This is a genomic window from Rickettsiella endosymbiont of Rhagonycha lignosa, from assembly GCF_964031165.1.
Classification (GTDB): Bacteria; Pseudomonadota; Gammaproteobacteria; order Diplorickettsiales; family Diplorickettsiaceae; genus Aquirickettsiella.
In genome coordinates, this window is record NZ_OZ035011.1 from 1,640,849 (window position 1) to 1,663,117 (window position 22,269).

Annotated in this window: 24 protein-coding genes; 3 read left to right on the top strand and 21 right to left on the bottom strand. The window is 33.4% G+C overall.

The window, feature by feature from the left end:
- Positions 1 to 141: 141 nt before the first annotated feature.
- The gene (locus tag AAHI99_RS07380) at positions 142 to 720 is read right to left on the bottom strand and encodes a thymidine kinase (protein WP_342227616.1); all 579 of its coding nucleotides are present in this window, start codon (positions 718 to 720) and stop codon (positions 142 to 144) included.
- Between the two features lie 66 nt (positions 721 to 786).
- On the opposite strand from AAHI99_RS07380, the gene AAHI99_RS07385 reads away from it, so the two are divergent.
- Positions 787 to 1,341 (top strand): thioredoxin family protein, encoded by a 555-nt coding sequence (locus AAHI99_RS07385; RefSeq protein WP_342227617.1) that lies wholly within the window; start codon positions 787 to 789, stop codon positions 1,339 to 1,341.
- A 13-nt stretch (positions 1,342 to 1,354) separates the two neighbouring features.
- Here the strand turns inward: AAHI99_RS07385 and AAHI99_RS07390 are convergent, their stop codons facing one another.
- From AAHI99_RS07390 to AAHI99_RS07445, 12 genes are all read right to left on the bottom strand, one after another.
- The gene (locus AAHI99_RS07390; protein ID WP_342227618.1) at positions 1,355 to 3,496 is read right to left on the bottom strand and encodes a hypothetical protein; all 2,142 of its coding nucleotides are present in this window, start codon (positions 3,494 to 3,496) and stop codon (positions 1,355 to 1,357) included.
- Between the two features lie 77 nt (positions 3,497 to 3,573).
- Positions 3,574 to 5,697, bottom strand: coding sequence for a hypothetical protein (locus AAHI99_RS07395; RefSeq protein WP_342227619.1), 2,124 nt, complete (start codon positions 5,695 to 5,697; stop codon positions 3,574 to 3,576).
- A gap of 49 nt (positions 5,698 to 5,746) precedes the next feature.
- Complete coding sequence (locus AAHI99_RS07400) at positions 5,747 to 6,082, bottom strand: TusE/DsrC/DsvC family sulfur relay protein (RefSeq protein ID WP_342227620.1); 336 nt, start codon at positions 6,080 to 6,082, stop codon at positions 5,747 to 5,749.
- Positions 6,083 to 6,337: 255 nt separating this feature from the next.
- Entirely contained in the window at positions 6,338 to 7,012 is a 675-nt protein-coding gene (locus tag AAHI99_RS07405; protein ID WP_342227621.1) for a Bax inhibitor-1/YccA family protein, read from the bottom strand.
- Between the two features lie 92 nt (positions 7,013 to 7,104).
- Complete coding sequence (gene murI, locus AAHI99_RS07410) at positions 7,105 to 7,920, bottom strand: glutamate racemase (protein WP_342227622.1); 816 nt, start codon at positions 7,918 to 7,920, stop codon at positions 7,105 to 7,107.
- A 9-nt stretch (positions 7,921 to 7,929) separates the two neighbouring features.
- Positions 7,930 to 8,721: a sulfite exporter TauE/SafE family protein gene (locus tag AAHI99_RS07415; protein WP_342227623.1), complete on the bottom strand. Its 792-nt coding sequence runs from the start codon at positions 8,719 to 8,721 to the stop codon at positions 7,930 to 7,932.
- Positions 8,722 to 8,782: 61 nt separating this feature from the next.
- The gene (locus tag AAHI99_RS07420; protein WP_342227624.1) at positions 8,783 to 9,682 is read right to left on the bottom strand and encodes a cation diffusion facilitator family transporter; all 900 of its coding nucleotides are present in this window, start codon (positions 9,680 to 9,682) and stop codon (positions 8,783 to 8,785) included.
- A gap of 4 nt (positions 9,683 to 9,686) precedes the next feature.
- On the bottom strand, positions 9,687 to 10,310 hold the full coding sequence (gene lolA, locus AAHI99_RS07425; RefSeq protein WP_342227625.1) for an outer membrane lipoprotein chaperone LolA: 624 nt from the start codon (positions 10,308 to 10,310) through the stop codon (positions 9,687 to 9,689).
- Between the two features lie 167 nt (positions 10,311 to 10,477).
- Positions 10,478 to 11,350 (bottom strand): malonyl-ACP O-methyltransferase BioC, encoded by an 873-nt coding sequence (bioC, locus tag AAHI99_RS07430; protein WP_342227626.1) that lies wholly within the window; start codon positions 11,348 to 11,350, stop codon positions 10,478 to 10,480.
- Positions 11,307 to 12,506 (bottom strand): 8-amino-7-oxononanoate synthase, encoded by a 1,200-nt coding sequence (locus AAHI99_RS07435; protein WP_342227627.1) that lies wholly within the window; start codon positions 12,504 to 12,506, stop codon positions 11,307 to 11,309. The genes bioC and AAHI99_RS07435 overlap by 44 nt, the downstream gene beginning before the upstream one ends.
- The gene (gene bioB / locus AAHI99_RS07440) at positions 12,497 to 13,477 is read right to left on the bottom strand and encodes a biotin synthase BioB (RefSeq protein WP_342227628.1); all 981 of its coding nucleotides are present in this window, start codon (positions 13,475 to 13,477) and stop codon (positions 12,497 to 12,499) included. Before bioB ends, AAHI99_RS07435 begins: the two co-directional genes overlap by 10 nt.
- Before the next feature lie 73 nt (positions 13,478 to 13,550).
- Positions 13,551 to 14,474, bottom strand: coding sequence for a UbiA family prenyltransferase (locus AAHI99_RS07445; protein ID WP_342227629.1), 924 nt, complete (start codon positions 14,472 to 14,474; stop codon positions 13,551 to 13,553).
- A gap of 112 nt (positions 14,475 to 14,586) precedes the next feature.
- On the opposite strand from AAHI99_RS07445, the gene bioA reads away from it, so the two are divergent.
- Complete coding sequence (bioA, locus tag AAHI99_RS07450; RefSeq protein WP_342227630.1) at positions 14,587 to 15,909, top strand: adenosylmethionine--8-amino-7-oxononanoate transaminase; 1,323 nt, start codon at positions 14,587 to 14,589, stop codon at positions 15,907 to 15,909.
- A gap of 97 nt (positions 15,910 to 16,006) precedes the next feature.
- Here bioA and AAHI99_RS07455 read toward each other — a convergent pair whose 3' ends face one another.
- From AAHI99_RS07455 to AAHI99_RS07490, 8 genes are all read right to left on the bottom strand, one after another.
- A complete protein-coding gene (locus AAHI99_RS07455) occupies positions 16,007 to 16,537 on the bottom strand; it encodes a hypothetical protein (RefSeq protein ID WP_342227631.1) in 531 nt (176 codons plus the stop codon).
- Positions 16,538 to 16,570: 33 nt separating this feature from the next.
- Positions 16,571 to 17,563: an RNA polymerase sigma factor RpoS gene (rpoS, locus tag AAHI99_RS07460; RefSeq protein WP_342227632.1), complete on the bottom strand. Its 993-nt coding sequence runs from the start codon at positions 17,561 to 17,563 to the stop codon at positions 16,571 to 16,573.
- A gap of 244 nt (positions 17,564 to 17,807) precedes the next feature.
- Complete coding sequence (locus AAHI99_RS07465; RefSeq protein WP_342227633.1) at positions 17,808 to 18,392, bottom strand: YqaA family protein; 585 nt, start codon at positions 18,390 to 18,392, stop codon at positions 17,808 to 17,810.
- A 174-nt stretch (positions 18,393 to 18,566) separates the two neighbouring features.
- Positions 18,567 to 19,331: a 5'/3'-nucleotidase SurE gene (surE, locus tag AAHI99_RS07470; RefSeq protein WP_342227634.1), complete on the bottom strand. Its 765-nt coding sequence runs from the start codon at positions 19,329 to 19,331 to the stop codon at positions 18,567 to 18,569.
- Between the two features lie 2 nt (positions 19,332 to 19,333).
- The gene (locus tag AAHI99_RS07475; RefSeq protein ID WP_339050467.1) at positions 19,334 to 19,654 is read right to left on the bottom strand and encodes a hypothetical protein; all 321 of its coding nucleotides are present in this window, start codon (positions 19,652 to 19,654) and stop codon (positions 19,334 to 19,336) included.
- 144 nt (positions 19,655 to 19,798) lie between these two features.
- Positions 19,799 to 20,386 (bottom strand): GspH/FimT family pseudopilin, encoded by a 588-nt coding sequence (locus tag AAHI99_RS07480; RefSeq protein WP_342227635.1) that lies wholly within the window; start codon positions 20,384 to 20,386, stop codon positions 19,799 to 19,801.
- The gene (locus AAHI99_RS07485) at positions 20,338 to 21,066 is read right to left on the bottom strand and encodes a uracil-DNA glycosylase (RefSeq protein ID WP_342227636.1); all 729 of its coding nucleotides are present in this window, start codon (positions 21,064 to 21,066) and stop codon (positions 20,338 to 20,340) included. Before AAHI99_RS07485 ends, AAHI99_RS07480 begins: the two co-directional genes overlap by 49 nt.
- Before the next feature lie 4 nt (positions 21,067 to 21,070).
- On the bottom strand, positions 21,071 to 21,370 hold the full coding sequence (locus tag AAHI99_RS07490) for a DUF333 domain-containing protein (protein ID WP_342227637.1): 300 nt from the start codon (positions 21,368 to 21,370) through the stop codon (positions 21,071 to 21,073).
- Positions 21,371 to 21,528: 158 nt separating this feature from the next.
- Between AAHI99_RS07490 and lipB the strand changes: the two genes are divergently transcribed.
- Positions 21,529 to 22,155, top strand: coding sequence for a lipoyl(octanoyl) transferase LipB (gene lipB / locus AAHI99_RS07495; RefSeq protein WP_342227638.1), 627 nt, complete (start codon positions 21,529 to 21,531; stop codon positions 22,153 to 22,155).
- Positions 22,156 to 22,269: the final 114 nt, after the last annotated feature.

Sequence of the window (22,269 nt, forward strand, 5' to 3'; positions counted from 1 at the left end):
TACACTTCTTAATAAAAACTGTTACTAGAAATACCTTGTATCATAGATTCATATTAAACATTTAAAATTAAGAAAATATTAAAAGAGCTAAAAATATTCTAGTTTATAGGTTCTATGCGCGAAAGACAGATCTTATAAAGATTAGCTAGCTGCTAACTCAAAGTGTTTTCTGCAAACCGAAATATAGCGTTCATTCCCGCCAATTTCTATTTGCTTACCCGTAGTTATTTTATGGTTCTCGGCATCAAATCTGATATTCATAATTGCTTTGCGACCACAATAACAGACAGTTTTTATCTCGTTGATCTCATCTGCCCATATCAATAAATAAAGGCTTCCTTCAAAAGGCTCAGCTCGAAAATCACTCCTCAATCCATAACATAAAACAGGGATATTTAAACGATCAACAACTTTCGTCAATTGTAATACTTGTTTTTTTGTCAAAAATTGCGCTTCATCAACTAAAACACATTTTAATTCTTGCTTTTGTCTTAAATAAGCCTCCACATGCTCAAGCAAATCATCTTTTAACGTGAATAAATTCGCCTCTGCGTTTAGGCCAATCCTTGAACTTATGCACCCCAATTTATGCCGATCATCGATAGTTGGCGCAAACAATAAAGTTTGCATGCCTCGTTCTTGATAATTATAGCTTGCTTGCAGTAAAGCAGTGCTTTTACCTGCGTTCATAGCAGAATAATAAAAATAAAGCTTAGCCATAATTGAAAATATAATGAATAAAGGTTTAGGTTATAATACCCTAATATTGAAAATGGGAGAATCTTTATGGCATTGACACCCTCAAACATGATTGATTTAGGAACCAACGCTCCAGATTTTAAATTATTGGATACTGTTACTGGCGAACCCTATAGCTTAAAAGATATCAAAGATTCCAAAGCCACGGTCATTATGTTTATTTGCAATCACTGTCCGTATGTAAAGCATGTCATACTTGAACTCGTCAAACTCGCAAAAGATTACCAATCTAAAGGTATAGCTTTTATAGCTATTAATGCTAATGATGCCATAGCTTATCCAGAAGATGCTCCTAAAAAAATGACTCAATTGGCTAAACAATTAGGGTTTAGTTTCCCCTATCTCTATGATGAAACACAGTCAATAGCCAAAGCCTATCAAGCAGCTTGCACACCTGATTTTTTTATTTTCGATAAAGATCTCTTATGTGTATACCGAGGTCAATTAGATGGATCCCGGCCGGGAAATAAAATTCCAGTAACAGGTAAGGATATTCGTTCAGCTTTAGACAATATCCTTCAAGGTAAACCTGTAAATCCACAACAACTACCGAGTATGGGATGTAATATTAAATGGAAATAGATTTAATTTTAACTTATTTCATCCCTTTTAGAGGAAAATGTAATTTACTAATATCATTTTTATTTAACTGAAATATCTCATTATTTTCCGAAACTTTTTCAATCTCTCTTTTGCAAACGTACTTTAGTTCATGAAATTCATTGATGCAACTTGAAGCTTGATCAGATAAAATCAAAACATTATCTAATAATTGTTTAATTTCTTCATGTTTTTTTAATCTATCAACTATAGATTGGCGAGAGTCAAGGACATTTAACGAATTAAGATTAATTGAATGACCCTGTATTTTATTTTTAAAAGAATTAATATCATTTTTGATGGCATACAATTTATCTATATTTTCTGCGTTAGGCTCTTGCTTTTCCTCGATTTTTTTGAATTTTTCTTCCAATAATTTTAAATATAATTTTTCTGATAAACGCTCTTTAAATCCTTTCTCGAATACATGACCTGGGCTTATACCCCTAAAGATAAAATGCCACCATTTTAATTTAGTAACTTCAACCCTAATAAATTTGAGCGTAAGTCCTTCTTGTATATTTGAAAGAAATTTTTTAACAAATTGATCCTTAAAGTTTTCATTAAAAAAATAATAATTTCCTGAGAAATAATTAAATAACTGTTTTAATATATTTTTACTTTTTTCCAAACAATTATTTCTAATTAATGTAGAATCGGCATTTTCATGAAAAAATGCACTTATATCTTCTGAAAGTAACTTCAAAATTTGTTTAGCATTATTATTTGCAATAAATTCATCTAAAAAATCATGCTTTGAAAATACAATTTCTTTTTTATTTTTAGCTTGTATGTCTAATAAAGAATAATTATTACCTAATAGTAATGTTTTTTTCTCAAATAGAATTAATGCTTCTTCTAAAAAATTGGCGATTCTTTCTCTACTAAAATTTTCCTTAATATGTCTATAATAACTATCTAAAATACCAATGTAATTCGAAGCAATCCCTAAATTTTCAGAGAAATCATCTATTTTTTTAAACGTTTCTCGTATCTTATCTATAGAATTAAGTAAATATTCAGAAAAATTAATTAATTCTTTAAATTTTTCATAATCGATTGTTTTAAGGAATGCAACTAAAAAATCATCTTTACCTGTTTCAAATAAAGAAGATTCTATACTCAATGATTTTGAACCAAACGCTTTCTTATAAAGCTCAATTTCTTCTTGAATGCCCACTATTGTTGGAATTAATAATTTGCTAATTTTTTGGCGCTTCTTGTGCTTTTTATCATTTTCTATCTTTTGTTCAATATTACGTTGCCTTGCATCCTTTTCTTCTTTACTAGCAAAAAAATCAAATTCATATATTTTAACTTTTCTTTTTAATTTATTTAAATAAGATTCTTGATTGAGTTCAATTCTTCCTAAACGTTCTAACTCTTCACTCAACAATTGTTCTTGTAATAATTTCTTTTTAAATTTTGCAGGAAGTTCAATTTCTAAATTAATATTATTTAACCTGTTAATTTCCTTAAGATACAAATAAGGAGAACTAATATCGTAACCAATTCCTTCTTCATCAAACGCTATCACTCGAGTTTTAATTCTTTTTTTATATATAGCTGGATTATTTGTAAATGTCTCTGGAGAAGCATCTTCAAAAAAAGGAAATTGATTTGATAACCATGCTTCTTTCCCCAATTCAACCGCAGATGGAGTACTCAATTTAGTTTTAAAAGTGCTAGAAAGGTTCGATAGAGATTCTTGACAGGTTGACATTAATTTTTTGGATATATCTCTAAAAAAACTTAAAGAATCGTCAGATTTAGGGATAAATCTTTTTAATGATTCTGGGAGACTAGTATCGTTGGTTTTAGTATATGTTTTCAGTTGACATGCAATTTCCTGTATTTCCCCCTCAGATAAATTACTCCATTCATTTATTATATGACACAAACAATTCTCTATAAAACTTGTTTTCTCTTCATTACATTTATTTTGAAAAAATTGATAAATTGTATCGATTATAATTGCAAATTTGATATTACACAGAAATTCATTTTTGTTACGTACAATCCATATCCTTATTAGATCAAAATTTTTTGAAAATCCAGGCTCATTTTTATTAATTATGTCTTCACATTGTTTTTCAGTTTTTTTGATGATGACGTCTAGATTATTCTCAATTGTCATTTAATTTCTCAATATTTTTTTTATTATAATTAATTATATGTAATTTATCTTAAATTTACTCCCTAAAATATTAAAAGTTAATTTACTAAAATTGGCGTCGGAATGGATTGACTCGATACATCCGCTGCAGATCGAGATAAATCTAAAACCGGAAAAAAACTTCCTAGATTTCGGTTGGCTGATGTCTTAGCACCTTTTATTTTTTCATTTAAGCAATTATTATTTTTTAATTCTTTTATTTCTGGTTGTTTAAAACAAACAACTATATATTTTTTAAAATTATTTAGAATATTAACTATAGGTTCGTTTTCATTTAATGAAAACGCTTCCAATAATTCTATTATTTTAAAAAGCTTGTCATCTCTATTCTGTTGGTTGATTTTTATTTTTTCGGTTTGGGTAATAATTTCAAACAAACATAGTTGTTTCACCCAAATATCGGAAAAAAATTTTTTATTTTTCCAAGGCCAGCGTACAATCCCGAAATCAAACAACAATGACCAAAAACTTTGTTTTGAGATAAGATCATTAATTTCGTTGAAAGATGGAGTATCATTTAACTTAGCTTTAATTTTTTTTATTGACAAATCAGTATGAAAGCACCCACGATAAAATATTTTATTAGCTAAATTAGGTTGGTTGACTTCAAGCTGCGCAAACCAACAATACTCTTTTATGGAAGCAAAAGTTTCTTCGAACTTAACAGAAATTTTTTGAATGTTTTTTTTGGATTCTTCAATAAATGATGGATTCAATTTATCTCTCGATATTAGACATTCACGAGGATTAGATTGATTGTTATTTGCATTATTAAAAGAATCCGCATCACTTTTGACATTAAGATTAATTTTTGATTCCGATGGACTCATTCTTTCCAGCGGGGCTTTAGCTTGTATTAAAGAATTATTTAGATCTTTTTCATCGATTTCTTCGCGCTTCTGAGTACTTAAATTTTCAGAATCTTTTTTGATAAAACTAGTTACTCTGTTCGAGCTACTTTCTGCAAATTCTTCTAAATTTGCTACTGCGTTTGCTGTTATAATTTTTCCTTTTTCTATAATTGTATTTGCAGTATTACTAATTTTTAAAACCTTTTCATTGACTTGCTTAAAAAAGGAATGATCATTAGTGGTAATTTTTTTTTCAAATGTTTGATTATATTCAAATCTAGCCTCAATAAATTTAGTCTGCAATTTTTTATTTTTAATCGAAATTGGGAAGTAATTTGAAATATTAAATTCTAATGTTTTGTCAATTATGGAATTTGGCTGATTATTTTCCAAATCAACTTTTACTGGTTCGTTGATTATCTGTTCAAATATTTTTTCTCTAAAATCTTTTTCAAATTCCGCTAAATATTCACTCATTTTTTTGTTGTTAAGTAGTTTGTTGAATCTAAATCCTTTTATTGTTAATTTGGGCTCAGGAAAGCGTTGCAAAGCCTGATAAACTAACCCGATAAGTTGGTTAAAATCGATAGCGTCCATTTGTAAGTCTTTAAGGCATTTAGTTATGAATAAAAAACAAAACTGTGTCAATGGTGAATTGTTATAATCTACAATTTTTATAAGTCGATCTAACAAATCTTGAAAAATTAATTTCTTATTTAATTCACGAATTATTCCATAAAACATTTTTTTTATAGTTAAAATGTCTGTTTTGTTAGCATTGTTAGCTTCCAAGTTGATTACATATTTTAAATCTTCTTCATTAGGATGATTGCTTGATTCATTAATAAACAATTTTAGTAAATCTAAAACGTCCGTAAATTTCTTATTAGAGTGTGGATACTCTATTATTTTTTCTAACAATAGTATGATTAAATCGAAATATTTCAATTTAAGCTTAATATTTTTGCTTAAAATTTCGGAAATAAAATTTTTTGTTTCATTACAGATATCTTCAGTTATTTCATCTGTATCGTTAGCATATAGAATGGCTAAATTGAGTCTTAAGGTTTCAAGCTTATGCCCCAGGAGAAAAAAATCTCCAGGTAAAATAAGTCCATCGGGTAAAGCTTTTTCTATCTTCTGGAAAGTTTTTATTTTATTTTTAAATCGTTGTGTAGCTTTCTCGATGAGAGCTGGAGGAAGGTTAATGTTCAGTTTGCAATCATATTCAAAATACTTCAACAAATAGTCACGCAACTTTTCATTTTTTATTGAATCTTTGATCAAATTCTGAAGTTCTTCGTGATTCATGTCTCCGCCTTTAATTATTTATATTTTTTTACTGTTTAACTTGCATAGATTACATGCAACGCGTAGGTCTAGGCAATCCCGCTAACTTACTTGCTTGCTTAAGTATACCTTTTGGAAATAAATTATTGAGATAGATGCTACTGGCTTTTTCTGAGCCTAATTGCACAGCTAGTTGATTAACCAAAATTCTGATTGGCGGAGTTTTATGATATTGCTGATAGAAATTGCGCAAAAAATAGATTACATGCCAATGATCTTTGATAAGCATTAACGCCTCATCTTTTGCTATCTTAGTGGCTACTTGTTCATGCCAATCGGCCGCATGAACAAGATATCCGAATTGATCGGTTAAAATTTTCTCGCCGTTAACTACTAAACCTGTCATTTCCCCACCTGCTGCCAAAACATTGCAACGAAATATTTTCTTAAAAGCTGAGATGAAGCTAATTTTTAAGCAGAACTTTGTTTTCTGCTTAAGAATCCTTTAGAGGATAGTTGAGAAGCTTTTTCTGTTCCAGTCTAATAGAACAAGGATTAAGCTATTCGTAGGCCAAAATCCAGCTATTATAGATAGTATCTTAAAAAAATTTATTTTTTGCAGCGATCTCTTGTTTTAAAATGAGATCGCTATTGAAATAAATTAATCTCGATTACCGCTGAATGCACCGAGTAAGTTTAATAAACTTAAAAAGATATTATAAAGTGATACGTAAAGCGTAACGGTCGCCATAATGTAGTTAGTTTCACCGCCATGGATGATCTGACTCGTTTGCAGCAAAATAATGCCCGATGATAATAAAATAAATACCGCGGACAAGGTGAGCATTAATACGGGTATATGAAAGAATAATGTACCGATACTTGCCAGGAAAGCAACAATCATACCTACCATCAAAAAACTTGTCATAAAACTAAAATCTTTTTTAGTGGTTAACGCGTAAGCAGATAAAGCAAAAAAGATAAGTCCAGTAGCCCCTAAAGACATCATGATTAATTCATGCCCATTGGTGAATCCATGAATATAGTGATTTAAAATAGGACCGAGCGTATATCCCATAAATCCCGTTAAACCAAACACAGATAACAAGCCCCAAGAGCTGTTTCGAGTATAATTGGTTAGGAATAATAGTCCAAAATATCCTATAAGAGTTACAAAGGGATTTAAGGGCAAGGCATTGGTTAACATTGCAATCCCAGCTGTTATTGCGCTAAAAATCAGTGTTAGCCCTAGCAGGATATAGGTTTGGCGTAATACCGTATTGGTGGCTAAAACGGATTCTAAGCCTGGATTAAAACGTATTTGACTAGAAGTCATATCACTTCCCTCGTAAGTCTATGAATTTACCTATTCTACCATAAGCAATTTTACGCTAAAAGATGATGAGGGCTAAATTTCATAGCTATCCTTCATTCCCACAGGGGGTATCGCTCTAAGATAATTGGCATTTTAAAGAAAAGATAGGCTAGAGCAGAAAATGCGGAAGTGTAATCTGAGACATAAAATTTCTTTTTTATAGCGTTAGATGAAAGGGCGAGCAGCTTGTTTCCTTTAAGAATATTTTTTACCACTTCAGCAACAATATCCGTGGAATCGATAATAACGGTAGCATCCTTATAAAATTGCTTAATATGCTGTTTAATTAAAGGATAGTGTGTACATCCCAAGACCAAAGCATCAAGGTTATGAAGAGATGACTCATTCAAATAAGACTTAATCGCGTCAGTCATAATAGTTTGGTCAATAAAACCTTCCTCAATCAATGGTACGAGTAAAGGGGTAGCCAGCGTATTTAATTGAATATTAATACCCAATTCATCTAATTTTTTTCTATAGATATTTGAATTAACAGTTTGCTTTGTGCCAATTAAACCTATTGTTTTGTCGATATAATTTTTAGCTAAATATTCGATCATAGGATCAATCACATCGACCACAATTGCTTTGCGACCTACATATTCTTTAACTAGCTCATAAGCAACAGCCGAAGCTGAATTACAAGCAATTAATATAAGCTTGCAATTCTGCTTAAGCAACATATCACAAATCTTTATGGAATAGGCTTGAATAGCTGCAGCAGACTTATCCCCCCAAGGCGCATGGGCGGTATCGCCAAAATAGACGATAGATTCATTAGGTAACAATTTAGTTACAGCATGGGCGACAGTTAAGCCGCCAATACCACTATCAAATATGCCGATTGGTTGTGAATGATTTGAAGACATATCAATACTTTAATGGATTAAAAAGGTAATGCCCAATACAAAAAGAAATAAAGCAAAAAATCTGCGCAAAATATTCCCTGCAATGCGTTTTCCTAGTCCGGTACCTAGTGGAACAAAAAGCACACTTCCTATCGATATCCCTAATACCGCAGGCCAATAAACAAATCCCACACTTCCGGATGGAAGATTATGGGCATGCAAACCAGTTAAAGTAAAAGTTATAGCTCCTAAGACCGCAAGTAATAATACACAGGCAGAAGAAGTCGCAATCGCATGATGTGTAGATAAGCCCAAACGTAAAAAAACTGGAACGGAAATAGCTCCTCCACCAAGACCTAATATTCCTGAAATAATTCCAATAAAGAAACCTATAGACCACTTCTTGAAAGTATTTAAGACAATGATTTCTTTTTTTATAGTTGGACTTCTATGAAAATATAATTTGAATGCAACTGAAAAAAGAAATACGCTAAATAATAGTTTCAATGTTTGTGTAGATAATAATAATGCTAATAAAGCTCCTGTTATTATACCAACAACCATTCCTGGAACTAATTGTTGAAATAAAAGCCAATTAATAGAAAAACTACGCTGTTGATGATAAACAGCAATAAGTGAAGTAAAAATAATAGACGTCAATGCTGTACTCGTTGCCATATGCATTACCAAATGTTCAGGAATATTTGCATGTGAAAAAATGGCAAGCAATCCGGGAACTAAAACAGTTCCACCACCTATCCCTAATAGTCCAGCTAAAAATCCAGCTAATAAGCCTATCGTTATATATAATATAAAAAACATTTAATGGCCAAAAATAGGTAGTAAAATTTACGTATAAAATGAAGCCAGTGCGTTATTAAAGTTAGCAAATTAAAGACTGCGAGCAAGGATACTTTTTTTGTCCTTGTTCAACTTGCAAAGTAATGTGTTGGATATGAAATTCCTTAGCCAAATATTGATTGATTTTTAAATATTCTTCATCAGATAGACTACTTTCTGGCATGATCAAATGCGCAGTTAAAGCGGTTTCTTGTGTACTTAAGCCCCAAATATGCAAATCATGGACTTCTTGTACACCGGGCAGCTCTTTTAAATAAGTATATACTGCTTTCTGATTTACTCCATAAGGGACCGCACCTAAAATTAGTTCAACAGAACGTTGTAGTAAATTCCAACTACCCCAGGCGATAATACCAACGATTAACAATCCTACTATCGGATCTATCCATAACCTACCAGTAAAATAGATAGCAACGCCCGCTAATACAACACCTAAAGCAATAAGTGCATCATAAGCTAAATGTAAAAATGCTCCTTTAATATTAAGATCAGTAGCACTTTGTCGCATAAATAATAAAGCCGTTCCTCCGTTGATCAATATCCCTATGAAAGCAACTATCATCACGATAATTTCATTAATTTCTTTTGGGTTGTTAAGTCTATTAATGGACTCATAAACGATTAAAGCGGATGTTAAAACAAGTAATAAAGCATTAGCCAATGCAGCCAAAATAGTTATTTTTTTATAGCCATAACTATAGCGTTGCGTCGCTCGTCTTTTAACTAAAACACTAGCCCCCCAAGACATCAATAAACCGAGTACATCTCCAAAATTGTGCACAGCATCGGATAATAAACTTACAGAATGGGCAATAAAACCATAAATTACTTCTGTTAATAAAAAACTTGAATTTAACAAGATAGCAATAGCAAAGCTTATATTTAAACTAACAAAAGTATTATGGTGATGAACATGTGCCATACGCTCAACCTTTAACAATTTCGATATTTTGATCTTTCGGCATAACAAACTGAAATGTTTTTGCAGATAAACGAGGATTTAATTCAACTTGAGAAAAATTAATTACAGTTTGTTGATCTAATTTATCGGTTAAACGCATCTCATGTAAGCGATCTTTTTGAAAAATCAAAGTAATCGATTGGAATAATGCATTTTTATTTTTAGGAAATAAAGTAAAACCCTGGATATCCATTAATGGGTGAATAACGAAAAGTTGCGTCAAATTTTTAGGGGATTCACTCAATAATGCCGCTGGAGAATCTGTATCGGCTGTTTTTTGTTTTTGGATTGTTATTTGTTGCAAATCAATATCATAAAACAAAATACGTTGACCATCTGCAATTAGTAACTGTTTGTTGGGTTGCATAACCTCCCATCGAAAACAGCCCGGTCGTTGTATCGTCATCTTGCCACTTATTTGCTGTAAAATCTGACCTCTAGAATTCATGACCGTCTGAGTAAAATTAGCTCGAGAGGTCTGTAGATTATTTAATAATTGGCTTAGTTTGGCTTCAGCTAGTACTTGGCTATTAGTAAATAAAAGTAAAGCCCCCAAAAAAATGAACCGATATTGATTTAAAAATTTCATAAGTAAATACTATAAAAAAAATAAATAGAGAAGTTGACTAAGATCTTAAATTATTCAAATATTATATATCTATTTTGCTACTAGAAGCGAATTGGCAAAAAGCTTTTTTTCGGTATAACAGCCCCTCTTAAGAATCATGCTTACAACAAAAACGATTAAAAAATAATTTATCCCCGAATGATACTGCTTAAAGGTATTTTAATTTCATCAAATTCATTCTGTTTTTGGGATTGTTTTTCAGCAGCCCAAGCGTGTCCATAAATAATTTCCCATGTCGCGGGTAATTTCCCTTCTTTGCTACGAAATCCTTCATAAGCATCAATCAATTTTTTTAAGGTCCCTTTTGAAGTTAAACCTCGATGACGATTCTTCGCAATATTTTGTACACCTAATTTTTTTAATTCCTTCATCAAATCTAAGGCCTTTGCATACAATAAAGTAAAATATTCAACATCCATCACTGGATCGACAAAAGGCGATTGGTGTAAGTTATCACCTACATCATGCATATCAACGAATAGGTGTACATGCGGTTGCTCATCAATAGTACTCCAACAATATCTCAATTCTTGCAAAGTATCCGGCCCCACCATGGAGAAAAGTAGCAACCCTTTAGGTTTTAATATACGTCGAATTTCTTTGAGGCTCTTGATAAAATCATTGCTCCAATGCAACATCAAATTGGAGTAAACTAATTCGAAACTATGATCACTAAAGGGTAAATTCTCGGCATTTCCATTTACCCAATGGATATCTGTAAGTTGATATTTTTTTTCTTTAACCTGCGCTTGTGCCAGCATTCCATTCGATTTATCTAAGCCTATAATTTTAGCCGTCGGGTATATTTTTTTCAAAAAAGCTTCGAAATAACCTGTTCCACACCCAAGATCTAATATAGTTTGCGGTTGACAGCGAATTCCTTGTAAACGTTCTAATAAAGATTTTCCTACCTGTTGTTGTAAGACAGCAACGGGATCATAAGTGCTTGCCGCTTTATTAAAACGCTGGGCAATCTGTGTTTGATCTAATTGGATTATCATTTATTTTTATCAATTTTAGGCCCAAGGCTATTTGTTCTAGCAATCTATCAATTTCATTCTCTGAATGTAATACGCTTAAGCTAATTCGTAGTCGAGAGGTATTTTCAGGAACTGTCGGGGGTCGAATAGCATTAACCAGAAAGCCATTTTGCAATAAATAGGTTGAAAGCGCTATGGTTTGCTCAGTATTCTTTATTAAAACCGGTTGAATAGGGGTCTGGGAAGGCAATATCGGTAATCCCAACTGTTGCGCCCTCTGTTTAAAATATGTAATTAAACTCCATAATTTTTCTCTACGCCAGCTTTCTGCTTGTAATAATAATAAACTCGTATAAGCCGCTTTAGCTAAAGCTGGGGGTAAGGCAGTGGTATACATATAAGGGCGCGCGAATTGAATCAGATTCTCGATGATAACTTCATTCGAAGCCACAAAGCCGCCAAAACATCCAAAAGCTTTACCAAAACCCCCAGATAGAATATCTGGCTTACATCTAAAAAGTTCACAAATACCTATTCCATTTTTTCCTAATACACCTATGCCATGCGCATCATCCACTAACAGAGTGGATGAAAATTTTTGGGCGATTTCGATTAGTGATGGCAATAAAGCCATATCGCCATCCATACTAAATACACCATCAGTCACGATAAATTTTTGTCTAGAAGTAGATTGCATTAAATGCTTTTCTAAAATAGTAAGCTTATTATGTGGATAACGTTTAAATAGGGCTGTATTTAATTTTACGCCATCAATTAAAGAAGCATGGCTTAATTTGTCAGCAAATACTGCCGTGTTTCTTTGTAATAAACTCCCTAAAATACCCAAATTAGCCATATATCCAGTAGAAAATACCAAAACTTTAGGGAAATTAAGGAATTCAGCTAAGGCAAGTTCGAGCTCTTGGTGAAATCGATTATAAGCTCCAAGAAAATGAGATGAACCACTACCCACACCATAATCATCCACAGCCTGCTTAAAAGATTTTATAACCGCGGGGTGTTGAGATAAGCCTAAATAATCATTGGAAGAAAAACAACAAAAATTCTTATCATTAAAACGACGCTGCATTCCGAGCAAACTTTGCAAGACTTTACGTTCTCTATATAGACCTTTTTGTTTATGTGAACTTAATACTTTCTCAAAAGTTAATGACATGCATGTAATTCTGTATCAAATAATACGGGTTCTAAACCCAATTTTTTTAACAGTGCGTTATCCTGGTCAGGAGAAATATTATCTGTCGTTAATAATTTCTCACCGTAATGTAGAGAATTAGCACCTGCAAAAAAACATAATGCTTGCGCTTCTTCGCTCAAGCTATCGCGCCCAGCAGACAAACGAATCATACTAATAGGTAACATAATACGTGCAACTGCAACGACACGAATAAATTCAAAAGAATCTACTGGTGGTTTATTTGCCAAAGGTGTACCAGGGACCGGAATTAATTTATTCAACGTTACACTTTTAGGATGCTCAGGTAGGTTAGCCAGTTGTCGTAAAAGTCCCGCTCGATCCTCATGCGCTTCCCCCATGCCGATAATTCCACCACAGCAAACTTTTATACCTGCCGCTCGAACACATGCTAAAGTTTCTAGCCGTTCTTGATAAGTTCGGGTGGTAATAATAGTTTTGTAATATTCTGGCGATGTATCTAGATTATGGTTGTAATAATCTAAACCGGCATTAGATAATTGCAAAGCTTGTTCTTTGCTGAGCATGCCTAAGGTTGCACAAGCCTCCAAATTTAAGGCTTTGATTGCCGATACCATTTCTAATATATTAATAAACTCTTTTTTCGGAGGACTACGCCATGCAGCTGCAATACAAAATCGACCTGCACCATTTTCTTTGGCTTTTTTAGCTGCGGTTTTTACTTCATCTACAGTCATTAATGGTTCTTTTTTTAGTCCTGTATTGTAATGACCGCTTTGAGGACAATACGAACAATCCTCAGGACATAAACCAGTTTTTACATTAAGTAAACTACTAATCTGGACTGCATTAGCTTGAAAAGATTGGCGATGAGCCGAATGTGCGCGATAAATTAAATCATTAAAAGGATACTGGAACAGCACATGAATTTGCTCGAGGGTCCAATCATGACGGATTTCAGGACTTAACATAATAATTTCTTAAAATCACAAAATTGCCAACATAAAATGAATACCTGGCATTGTCAACTTCCTGAATAAAAGTTTAAAAGCTATAAAATGAAAGCTTGAACTCTGTTGCCAGAACACTAATAATTACTATCAATGCTAAAAAAGCCCAACTGCACCTATTCTTAATGGTAAATATCACTGGATCATCGTCAATTTTTCCTTCCTGAGCAAACTGCCACATGTGATTAAGCCAAATAAATAGACAAGGGCAAACTAACCATAATAACAATGGAGTTCTATAAAATAGATGTGCTTTTACAGAATAAATATAAAAAATAAAGACCAAAACAGATATATAACCACTAATATATCCTAACAAGGCTAGTTTTATTTTATCTTTTATTTTATAAGCGCGCCCTAAAATTGATAGCTTATTCCTTGTTTGTAAGGTAGTAAGTTCAGCATAGCGCTTAAGTAGTGCCAAGCTAAAAAACAAAGATAAAACGAAAAAAATCAACCAAAATGAAAATCCATTTTCAATCAAAGCCATTCCTGCAAATACACGTATTGAATATAAAAAGGCGAGTAAAATAGCATCTAGCCATTTTATTTGTTTAATAAAAAATGTATATAGTAGCGTTAAACAATAATAAGCTATTGCAATTATTAAGAAATTTAGTGGTAATAATACTGCCAAACTTAAAGCCATTATCGCTAATAATGGAGCAAGTATATATCCGGTTTTACGGGATAATTCCCCAGAAGCAAAAGGTCTTTTTTGTTTTTTAAGGTGTTGTTTATCGTTTTCTAAATCAACTAGATCATTGATTAAATACGCGCTTGATGCTAATAAACAAAAAATAAAAAATCCTAAAAAAGAATTTTTTATTGCACTAGTATTAAAATATTGATGTCCTACAAAAAGCGGAATAAATAATAATATATTTTTTATGGCATGATAAGGCCGAACCGCTTTGAAACAGGCTTTTATCTTTATTTTATTTTTTTTATTTAACACAATCTTTACTCGAAACTTTTTTTATTCTTCAGATTTAGCCATGTTTTTAACAAGAAATATTCGCATTTTCAGTCATTTCTATGTTTAACTTGCTTCTTTTTTACCCTATTTTATGGATCATATCAATCGTAACCGACAACATATTTGGCATCCTTGCTCACAAATGAAGGATTACGAAGCTTTTCCGCCTTTGATGATAAAAAAAGCCTATGGTTCTTACATAGAGCTGACGGATGGAAGAAGAATAATTGATGCCATTTCTAGCTGGTGGTGTAAATCATTAGGTCATAATCATCCGCGCTTAAAAGCTGCCCTCCAAGCTCAATTAGAATGCTTTGAGCATGTGATATTTGCCAATAGTACGTATGAAATCATCATTCAACTTTCTGAAAAATTAGGCAATCTTTGCCCAGGCCTAAATAAGATATTTTATGCCAGTGAAGGGTCTTCCGCGGTAGAAATTGCTTTAAAAATGAGCTTACATGCTCAGCAATTACTGAGCCAAAACCAACGTACTCAATTTACGTCTCTTCAAAATGGCTATCATGGTGAAACCTTTATGGCCCTAGGGCTTAGTGATTTAGGACTTTATCGAAAAGCCTATGAAGCACACTTAATAAAACCTAACTTTATTCAAAATATCCCTTATGTGCATTCTAGTTCCGATCCTCTTTGGAACAATTGTTCAGCTATTTGGCCCGACATAGAAAAACAACTGGAAAAGCAAGAAGCAAATTTAGCAGCCATTATTATTGAGCCTATAGTCCAAGGAGCAGGAGGCATGAAAATTTATAGCCAAGATTTTCTTCGACGTTTGCGCAAATGGACACAAACTCATGGTATATATTTGATTGCTGATGAAATTATGACGGGATTGGGCAGAACAGGGCAAGCATTAGCCTGTGAACATGCAAAAATAAAACCCGATTTTATTTGCTTAAGTAAAGGTTTAACCTCAGGATGGTTACCAATGAGCGCGGTATTAACACATTCTGAAATTTATAATTTATTTTATGATGATTACTCATCTGGAAAAAGTTTTTTACATTCTCATACTTTCAGTGGTAACGCTTTAGCTGCAGCAGTGGCATTGGAGTGTCTAAATATTCTAAAAGTTGAAGAAATATTTCAACAAGTTCGAGAAAAAGAAATTATTTTAAAAAAATTAATGCACGAAGTTCATGATAAAACAGAAAGATTAACTAACATTAGAGGCATTGGAGCTATCATTGCAGCTGATTTACAATTATCAGAAACAGAAAAAAACCAACGTATGGGTTACCAGATTTTTCAGAAAGCACTTCAACTCGGGGCGTGGTTGCGTCCTTTAGGTAATACTATCTATTGGTTACCACCGCTCAATACACCATTATTTGTTTTAGAAGAACTAAAAGACATTAGTATATTAGCTATAAAACAAACCTTAAGCAGCTAATTTTATTATTTTTTTCGCAATAAAGAAATTGACACTCTATAAAAAAGGAAACTATTAAACAAAAGGCCAGGATAAGATTTAAAGAAAAATTAAACCGCTAGTTATGATTGACAGTCAGTATATCTAAACGATTTGCCATTGTGCGTTTTTCTCGACTACGCCAGCCATACCAAACGATCAATACGCCGACAATTTTGGCTAATGACAAAACTAACACTGCTAGCCAATTTAATTGATGAATAATCCATAAAAAAACACTACTATCTATAGGTGCGCTTAGGCTTGCAGACCAAAGTATGCGTTGAGAAAAAGGCCGTTTAGTAAAAGTATAAACTGACCAATCAACAAACTCCGCAATTAAAAAAGCACTCATACTTGCGATCGCCAAATCTTTACCCGCTAAAATATAGCTGATTAAACTACCGATAAACATCGCAAAAATAACCTTATGTTCTAATTCACGTTGAGCGAAATCACGTAAAACATATACAATCCCCACCGTCCAATCCATGGGGGAAATTTCTGTACTAAATATTTGCATTAATGGTATATAAGCAAATAAGGTATTCAATAAAACTATTAAAATAATATAAGTGATACTATATTTATAATTAAATAACCATTTCATACTTTTAAAAATATTTTATTTTTATTTAAAAAATCAATCATACAGCAAATTGGAAAAAAACCCTTGTTTTTCCATAATTTTTCGTAAAGTTTTCAGACCTTCAACCTGAATTTGCCTGACCCGCTCGCGGGTTAGGCCAATTACTTCACCAACTTCTTCTAAGGTCATACGATCACAACCTAATAAACCATAACGACGAGCAATAACTTCACGTTGATTCGTCGATAGTTGTTTTAGCCAACCTTCTAATCGTTTTCTTAGATTTTCACCTTCCAAGATATGTTCAGGATCATTTTCACGATTATCGGATAAGGTTTCAAGTAAAGGTTTATCCGCTTCACTACTAGCTGGAGCATCAACAGAAGTGATATGTTCATTTAAACCGAGCATACGCTCTACTTCTTCGAAAGGTCTATCTAACCACTTAGCAATTTCATCTGAAGTAGGTTTATGATCTAATTTCTGTGTTAATTCTCTTGCTGCTTGTAAATAAACATTCAATTCTTTAACCACATGGATTGGAAGACGAACAGTACGCGCTTGATTCATAATAGCTCGTTCAATGGCTTGACGCACCCACCATGTAGCATACGTAGAAAAACGAAAACCGCGCTCTGGATCAAATTTTTCTACTGCATGCATTAAACCTAAATTACCTTCTTCTATCAGATCCAAAAATTGTAATCCGCGATTATTATAATGTCTGGCTATTTTTACCACTAAACGTAAATTACTTTCTATCATTCGTTTACGAGCATCTTGATCCCCTTTTGCAATGAGGCGCGCATAGTAAACTTCTTCTTCAGCCGTCAATAAAGGAGAGAAACCTATTTCATTTAAATATAATTGGGTTGCGCCAAGTGTCTCATCACGTCGCACATATTTATGGGGTGTTGTTTCTGACTCACCAATTTCACGATTTACTAAAAATTTCTCTGGTTTATTTTCGAATACTTGTTCAGACACTACTGAATTTGGCTGTTTTCCACCTCCTCGTTTTTTAAATGCACTTCCTTTGTTACCCATATTAACTCTCCCTGAATTAATTAACCTAGATAGAAAGATATATATTAAATAACCATTTTTTTTGTTACTAACATAATTAACAAAGTTTAAAAATTCTTAGATCTGATTAAATTTTGATTGTTTTGTCGAATATCTATGCATCGGGGCTAATACACTCAAATTAGCATCCCAACTCATTATTCTTGTTGAAATCTAGCCAAATAGGAAATTTATATCTCTATTTTGCATACTCAAATATTATTCCTTAACCCCAAATTTTAAGAGAAGCAAAAACAGCGACCGCTAGTAATAGAACAAACCAAGAAAATCGATCGATGTAATGTCGTAATAATTTATCAATATGAACGCCACCCCAACGCATTAAAAAAGCGACTAAAAAAAACCTTCCGCCACGACCTACCAATGATCCCAAGATAAAGGGTAATAGCGCAACATGCAAGGCCCCAGCCACTATGGTAAATAACTTATAAGGAATAGGTGTAAATCCCGCCAAAAAAAGTATCCAAAAATTCCATTGATTAAATCCATGCTCAATTTGTTGGTAAGTATTCTCATACCCGAATTGCTGAATATAAGGATGTACCCAATCAAACGCTATATTCCCTATCCAATAGCCAAATAATCCACCTAAAACAGAAGCTATTGTTGTCAAAAATGCATAACGCCACGCACACTCAGGCTTAGCTAGGGACATAGGGGCTAACATAACATCAGGTGGGATAGGAAAAAACGAAGACTCTGCAAAACTTAAAACAAATAAATAATACGGAGCATGTGCATGCTTAGCCAAAGCAAGCATTTTGTCGTAAAGTTTAGAAAAATACTTCATTGCATATCATACTTTAGATAAAAAATTCAATAAATTCTTGACATTCTTTACACTTGAATTTTGTCTGTGTTGCCGTTCAACTCGCAATCCTCATATATCTTAAATACACTCCGGTTGCTTCATTTTCTCGGCGCCTTACCTTAAATCCAATAGCTGTAAGTATATCAAGATAATTTAAAGTTTCGGATCCATTTTAACAATCCAATCTTCAATCTGGTCTCGAGCAGCATGATGGGTTAAATCAAGCTGTAAAGGTGTAATACTAACTTGTGATTGGCTCATAGCATAAAAATCTGTACCTACTCCTGCATCATCTTCCTTTCCGGAACTACCAATCCAGTAAATGGTATGCCCTCTCGGATCTTTACTAGGCATCATTCTGTCAGCATTATGGCGGGTTCCTAACCGTGTTACTTCATATCCTTTTAAGTCTTCAAAAGCGACGTCCGGGATATTTACATTTAAAATAGTCTTAGCTGGAATTGGTTTTTCATATAAAAGGGTTACCAACCTCTTCGCAACTTCTGCTGCTGTAGAATAATACATCGGCTCATTTCCAGCGATTGAAAAAGCAATCGCTGGAATTCCTAGAAAACGTCCTTCCATTGCGGCCGCCACAGTTCCTGAGTAGAAAACATCCTCACCTAAATTAGAGCCCGCATTAATACCTGATACGACCATATCAGGAAGTTTGTCTTGACTTAACAGACCTGTTAAGGCGAGATGAACGCAGTCTGTTGGAGTCCCTTGCACACTAATAATATTATCCTCAAAGTATCTTAATCTTAAAGGATGCTGCAAAGTTAACGAATTACTGGCCCCGCTGCGATCCCTATCTGGAGCTACAATAGTAACTTCTGCGATTTGGGCTAAAGCTTTAGCTAAAATCGACAAGCCCGGAGCATGTACACCATCGTCATTACTGATAAGAATTTTCATTTTTAAGATACTCTTGAAACTAAAAGGGCGCTTTCAGAAAATTTGGTAAGTATAGGCAATACAATTAAAATAACACCGAAAATCAATAAAGTAATTGGGCGACTCAGAGGAACTTGGGAGGGATTATTTCGATAGTTTTTATACTGAATGAGGGAACCGAATAGTAAAGCTATCCCAATAGCCAAACTCATATTATAAAGTGCACCCGTCAACAGAGACATAGGCAATAAAAGTTTATCTGATAAGTCACCTAGTGATCCTGGAATTTGGGCATAGGCATCTATTGAAGCTATATTTAGGATAAAAAGAATATTTTTTTTCATAAAAATTTTTTAATTGCTTAGAACGCTAGTAGCTGCATATTGCTAGTATGAAGATACGAATTTTTTGAATTCATTGCAAGCGCAATATATTCAGACGCCAAGTTATAAAAAGCTAAATATGTAAATCTCAAAGAATGGATTTATTTAGCCATTACATTTCAGGTTTTTAGTGTTTTCCCTATCTATTCTTACCCTTCCTGTTTGACTTATTTTAATTAATCTAGCTATTTTCTGTGAGAATGCACTAACGCAAACGATAAAACTGCCATTTTGGCTAGAGCCATTTGGATACATCTGTAAATAATTGTCTGAGCGAAATCCATGCCATTCTAAAAAATCCCAATAACTCAAAGCAGGATAAACATATAATAAACTTCCATTTTCAATTGAAGAAGAACTTTTATTTATTAAAACGATCCAACCATCCTTCCAACGCCCTGAACAGTTTTTCCCATCTTTACTCTTACATATTGTTATCACATTCTGATGCCTAATTGCTTCACTCCGAGCATAATCTAGAGTGGAACGGACTCGTTCAGTTAAAATAAATAAACGGAGTTCAAGAGCTAAATGTTTATAGACTGGAAATGCTAGAGTTAACAAAATACTGCTTAATGCAATGGTAAATAATAACTCAACCAGGCTAAAACCCAATTCATACAAACTATTTTTACAGGACCTAATTAACGGTTTTGTTCGATACTTTCTAGGTCCAATTGTTTTTTTACACATTGCATATCTTGCCAAGCTTTCCGTTTTTCGCGTGGAGAACGAAGTAAATAAGCGGGATGGTAAGTAACTAACAAGGGAATTTTTTTTTCCCCAAAATGAAACAAATTTCCGCGTAAATTCGCCATTGATGCGTCTGTTGATAATAAATAATGTGCAGCAATTCGACCAACTGCTAAAATTAATTTTGGCTTAATTAAACTAATTTGCCGCAGTAAATAAGGTGTGCACGCCTTTACTTCTTCCAAAGAGGGATCACGATTATTGGGTGGGCGTGATTTTAAAATATTTGCAATATAGTAATCCCCTCGTTCAAAACCGATCGAAGACAACATATTTGTCAATAATTGCCCCCCCCGACCTACAAAAGGTTCTCCTTGTTTATCCTCATTCGCTCCTGGGGCTTCTCCAATGACCAATAAATCGGCATCAGAATTTCCCACTCCAAATACAGGATTACTACGTGTTTTATAAAGATTACAGGATTTGCAGTTATTTACTGCCAACCTTAATGCTTGCCAATCCAGTGCCGAGATTTTTTGTTCGCGAGTCATTTCCGATTTTCTGGGCATACTATTGTCCTTAACTGTTTCCTTAGAAAGTTTATTGCCATTCTCACGCAAGATCCAAAGAGGAATTTCCATTTTTTTAAAATAATGTAGATGTTTTTCTTTATCTAACATCTGTTTAAGCTTTACATAAATAAATAATTAAATTTTTGTTCGGTAATTGTGTAAGACAATATTTTGTTCCCCATCGTTTTTCAGGTAAATAAAATTGACTCGGTTTACAAACTCCTCTAAGGTAACTCCATTCTTCGCAATAACTTCGATCATGAAATACGCAAACGCCCGTTACACCCGATGATTCATTCATCATTTCCAACCGACCGCTGTGATGAACACAATAAATAGAAGCTGGGTTAGGCATCGAAAAAGCTGCGACATTCATTAATAAGAAGGGAAATATAATTAACCATTTTTTCATAACTAATCCTAATTCATGAGAGCATGAACTATTCTAGCAGAAATTGAGTTACTAAATCTGTTATTTAACCGTAATAGCTAACGTTAAATACGGAATTTTATTACTTTTAGCCTTCAGCTATTCAACAACTTAAATAGATCCAGTATACTTTCTGTGTTATGTTAGATCAGCAACTCATCGTACGACCTTTACAGCAGGGCGACTATAATACAATAGCCCAAGCCATGCGTGTTTTTACCGAAGCGCGGAATCCTGAAACTCCAGATGAAATTTGGTTCATTGAACACGCCCCCGTTTACACCCTAGGTCAAGCAGGTAAACTGGAACATATCCTTAATCCCGGGAATATTCCCATCGAAAAAACCGATCGGGGTGGGCAAGTAACCTATCATGGTCCTGGTCAGTTGGTTATTTACCCACTTCTAAACCTTCGCCGTCTTAATCTAGGTGTGCGTGAGTTAGTTTCTCTTCTAGAAAACACAATCATTAATTTATTAGCAACGTACGCTATAAATGCTGAAGCAAAAAAAGAAGCTCCGGGTGTTTATGTCAACTCTGCTAAAATTGCTTCTATTGGCCTACGCATTCGACGGGGTTATTGTTATCATGGCCTAGCGTTCAATATAGCCATGGATCTTAATCCTTTTGCAGGAATTAATCCCTGTGGCATGAGTCGGCTTACGATCACTCAACTTTCAGATTTAGGGGGACCCACTGATCTTAATAGAGTAACAGCTGACTTTATCAAGCAGTTTCAACAAGAAATTGGGATTTATCAATGTTAAATTTCATTAAAATTAATTATTTATCATGGATTTTTCAATAGTTTTACTTAAAAATAATTTCAACAAATATCATACTAGACTAACGTATACCTCAATAACAGTATGCTAAAATTA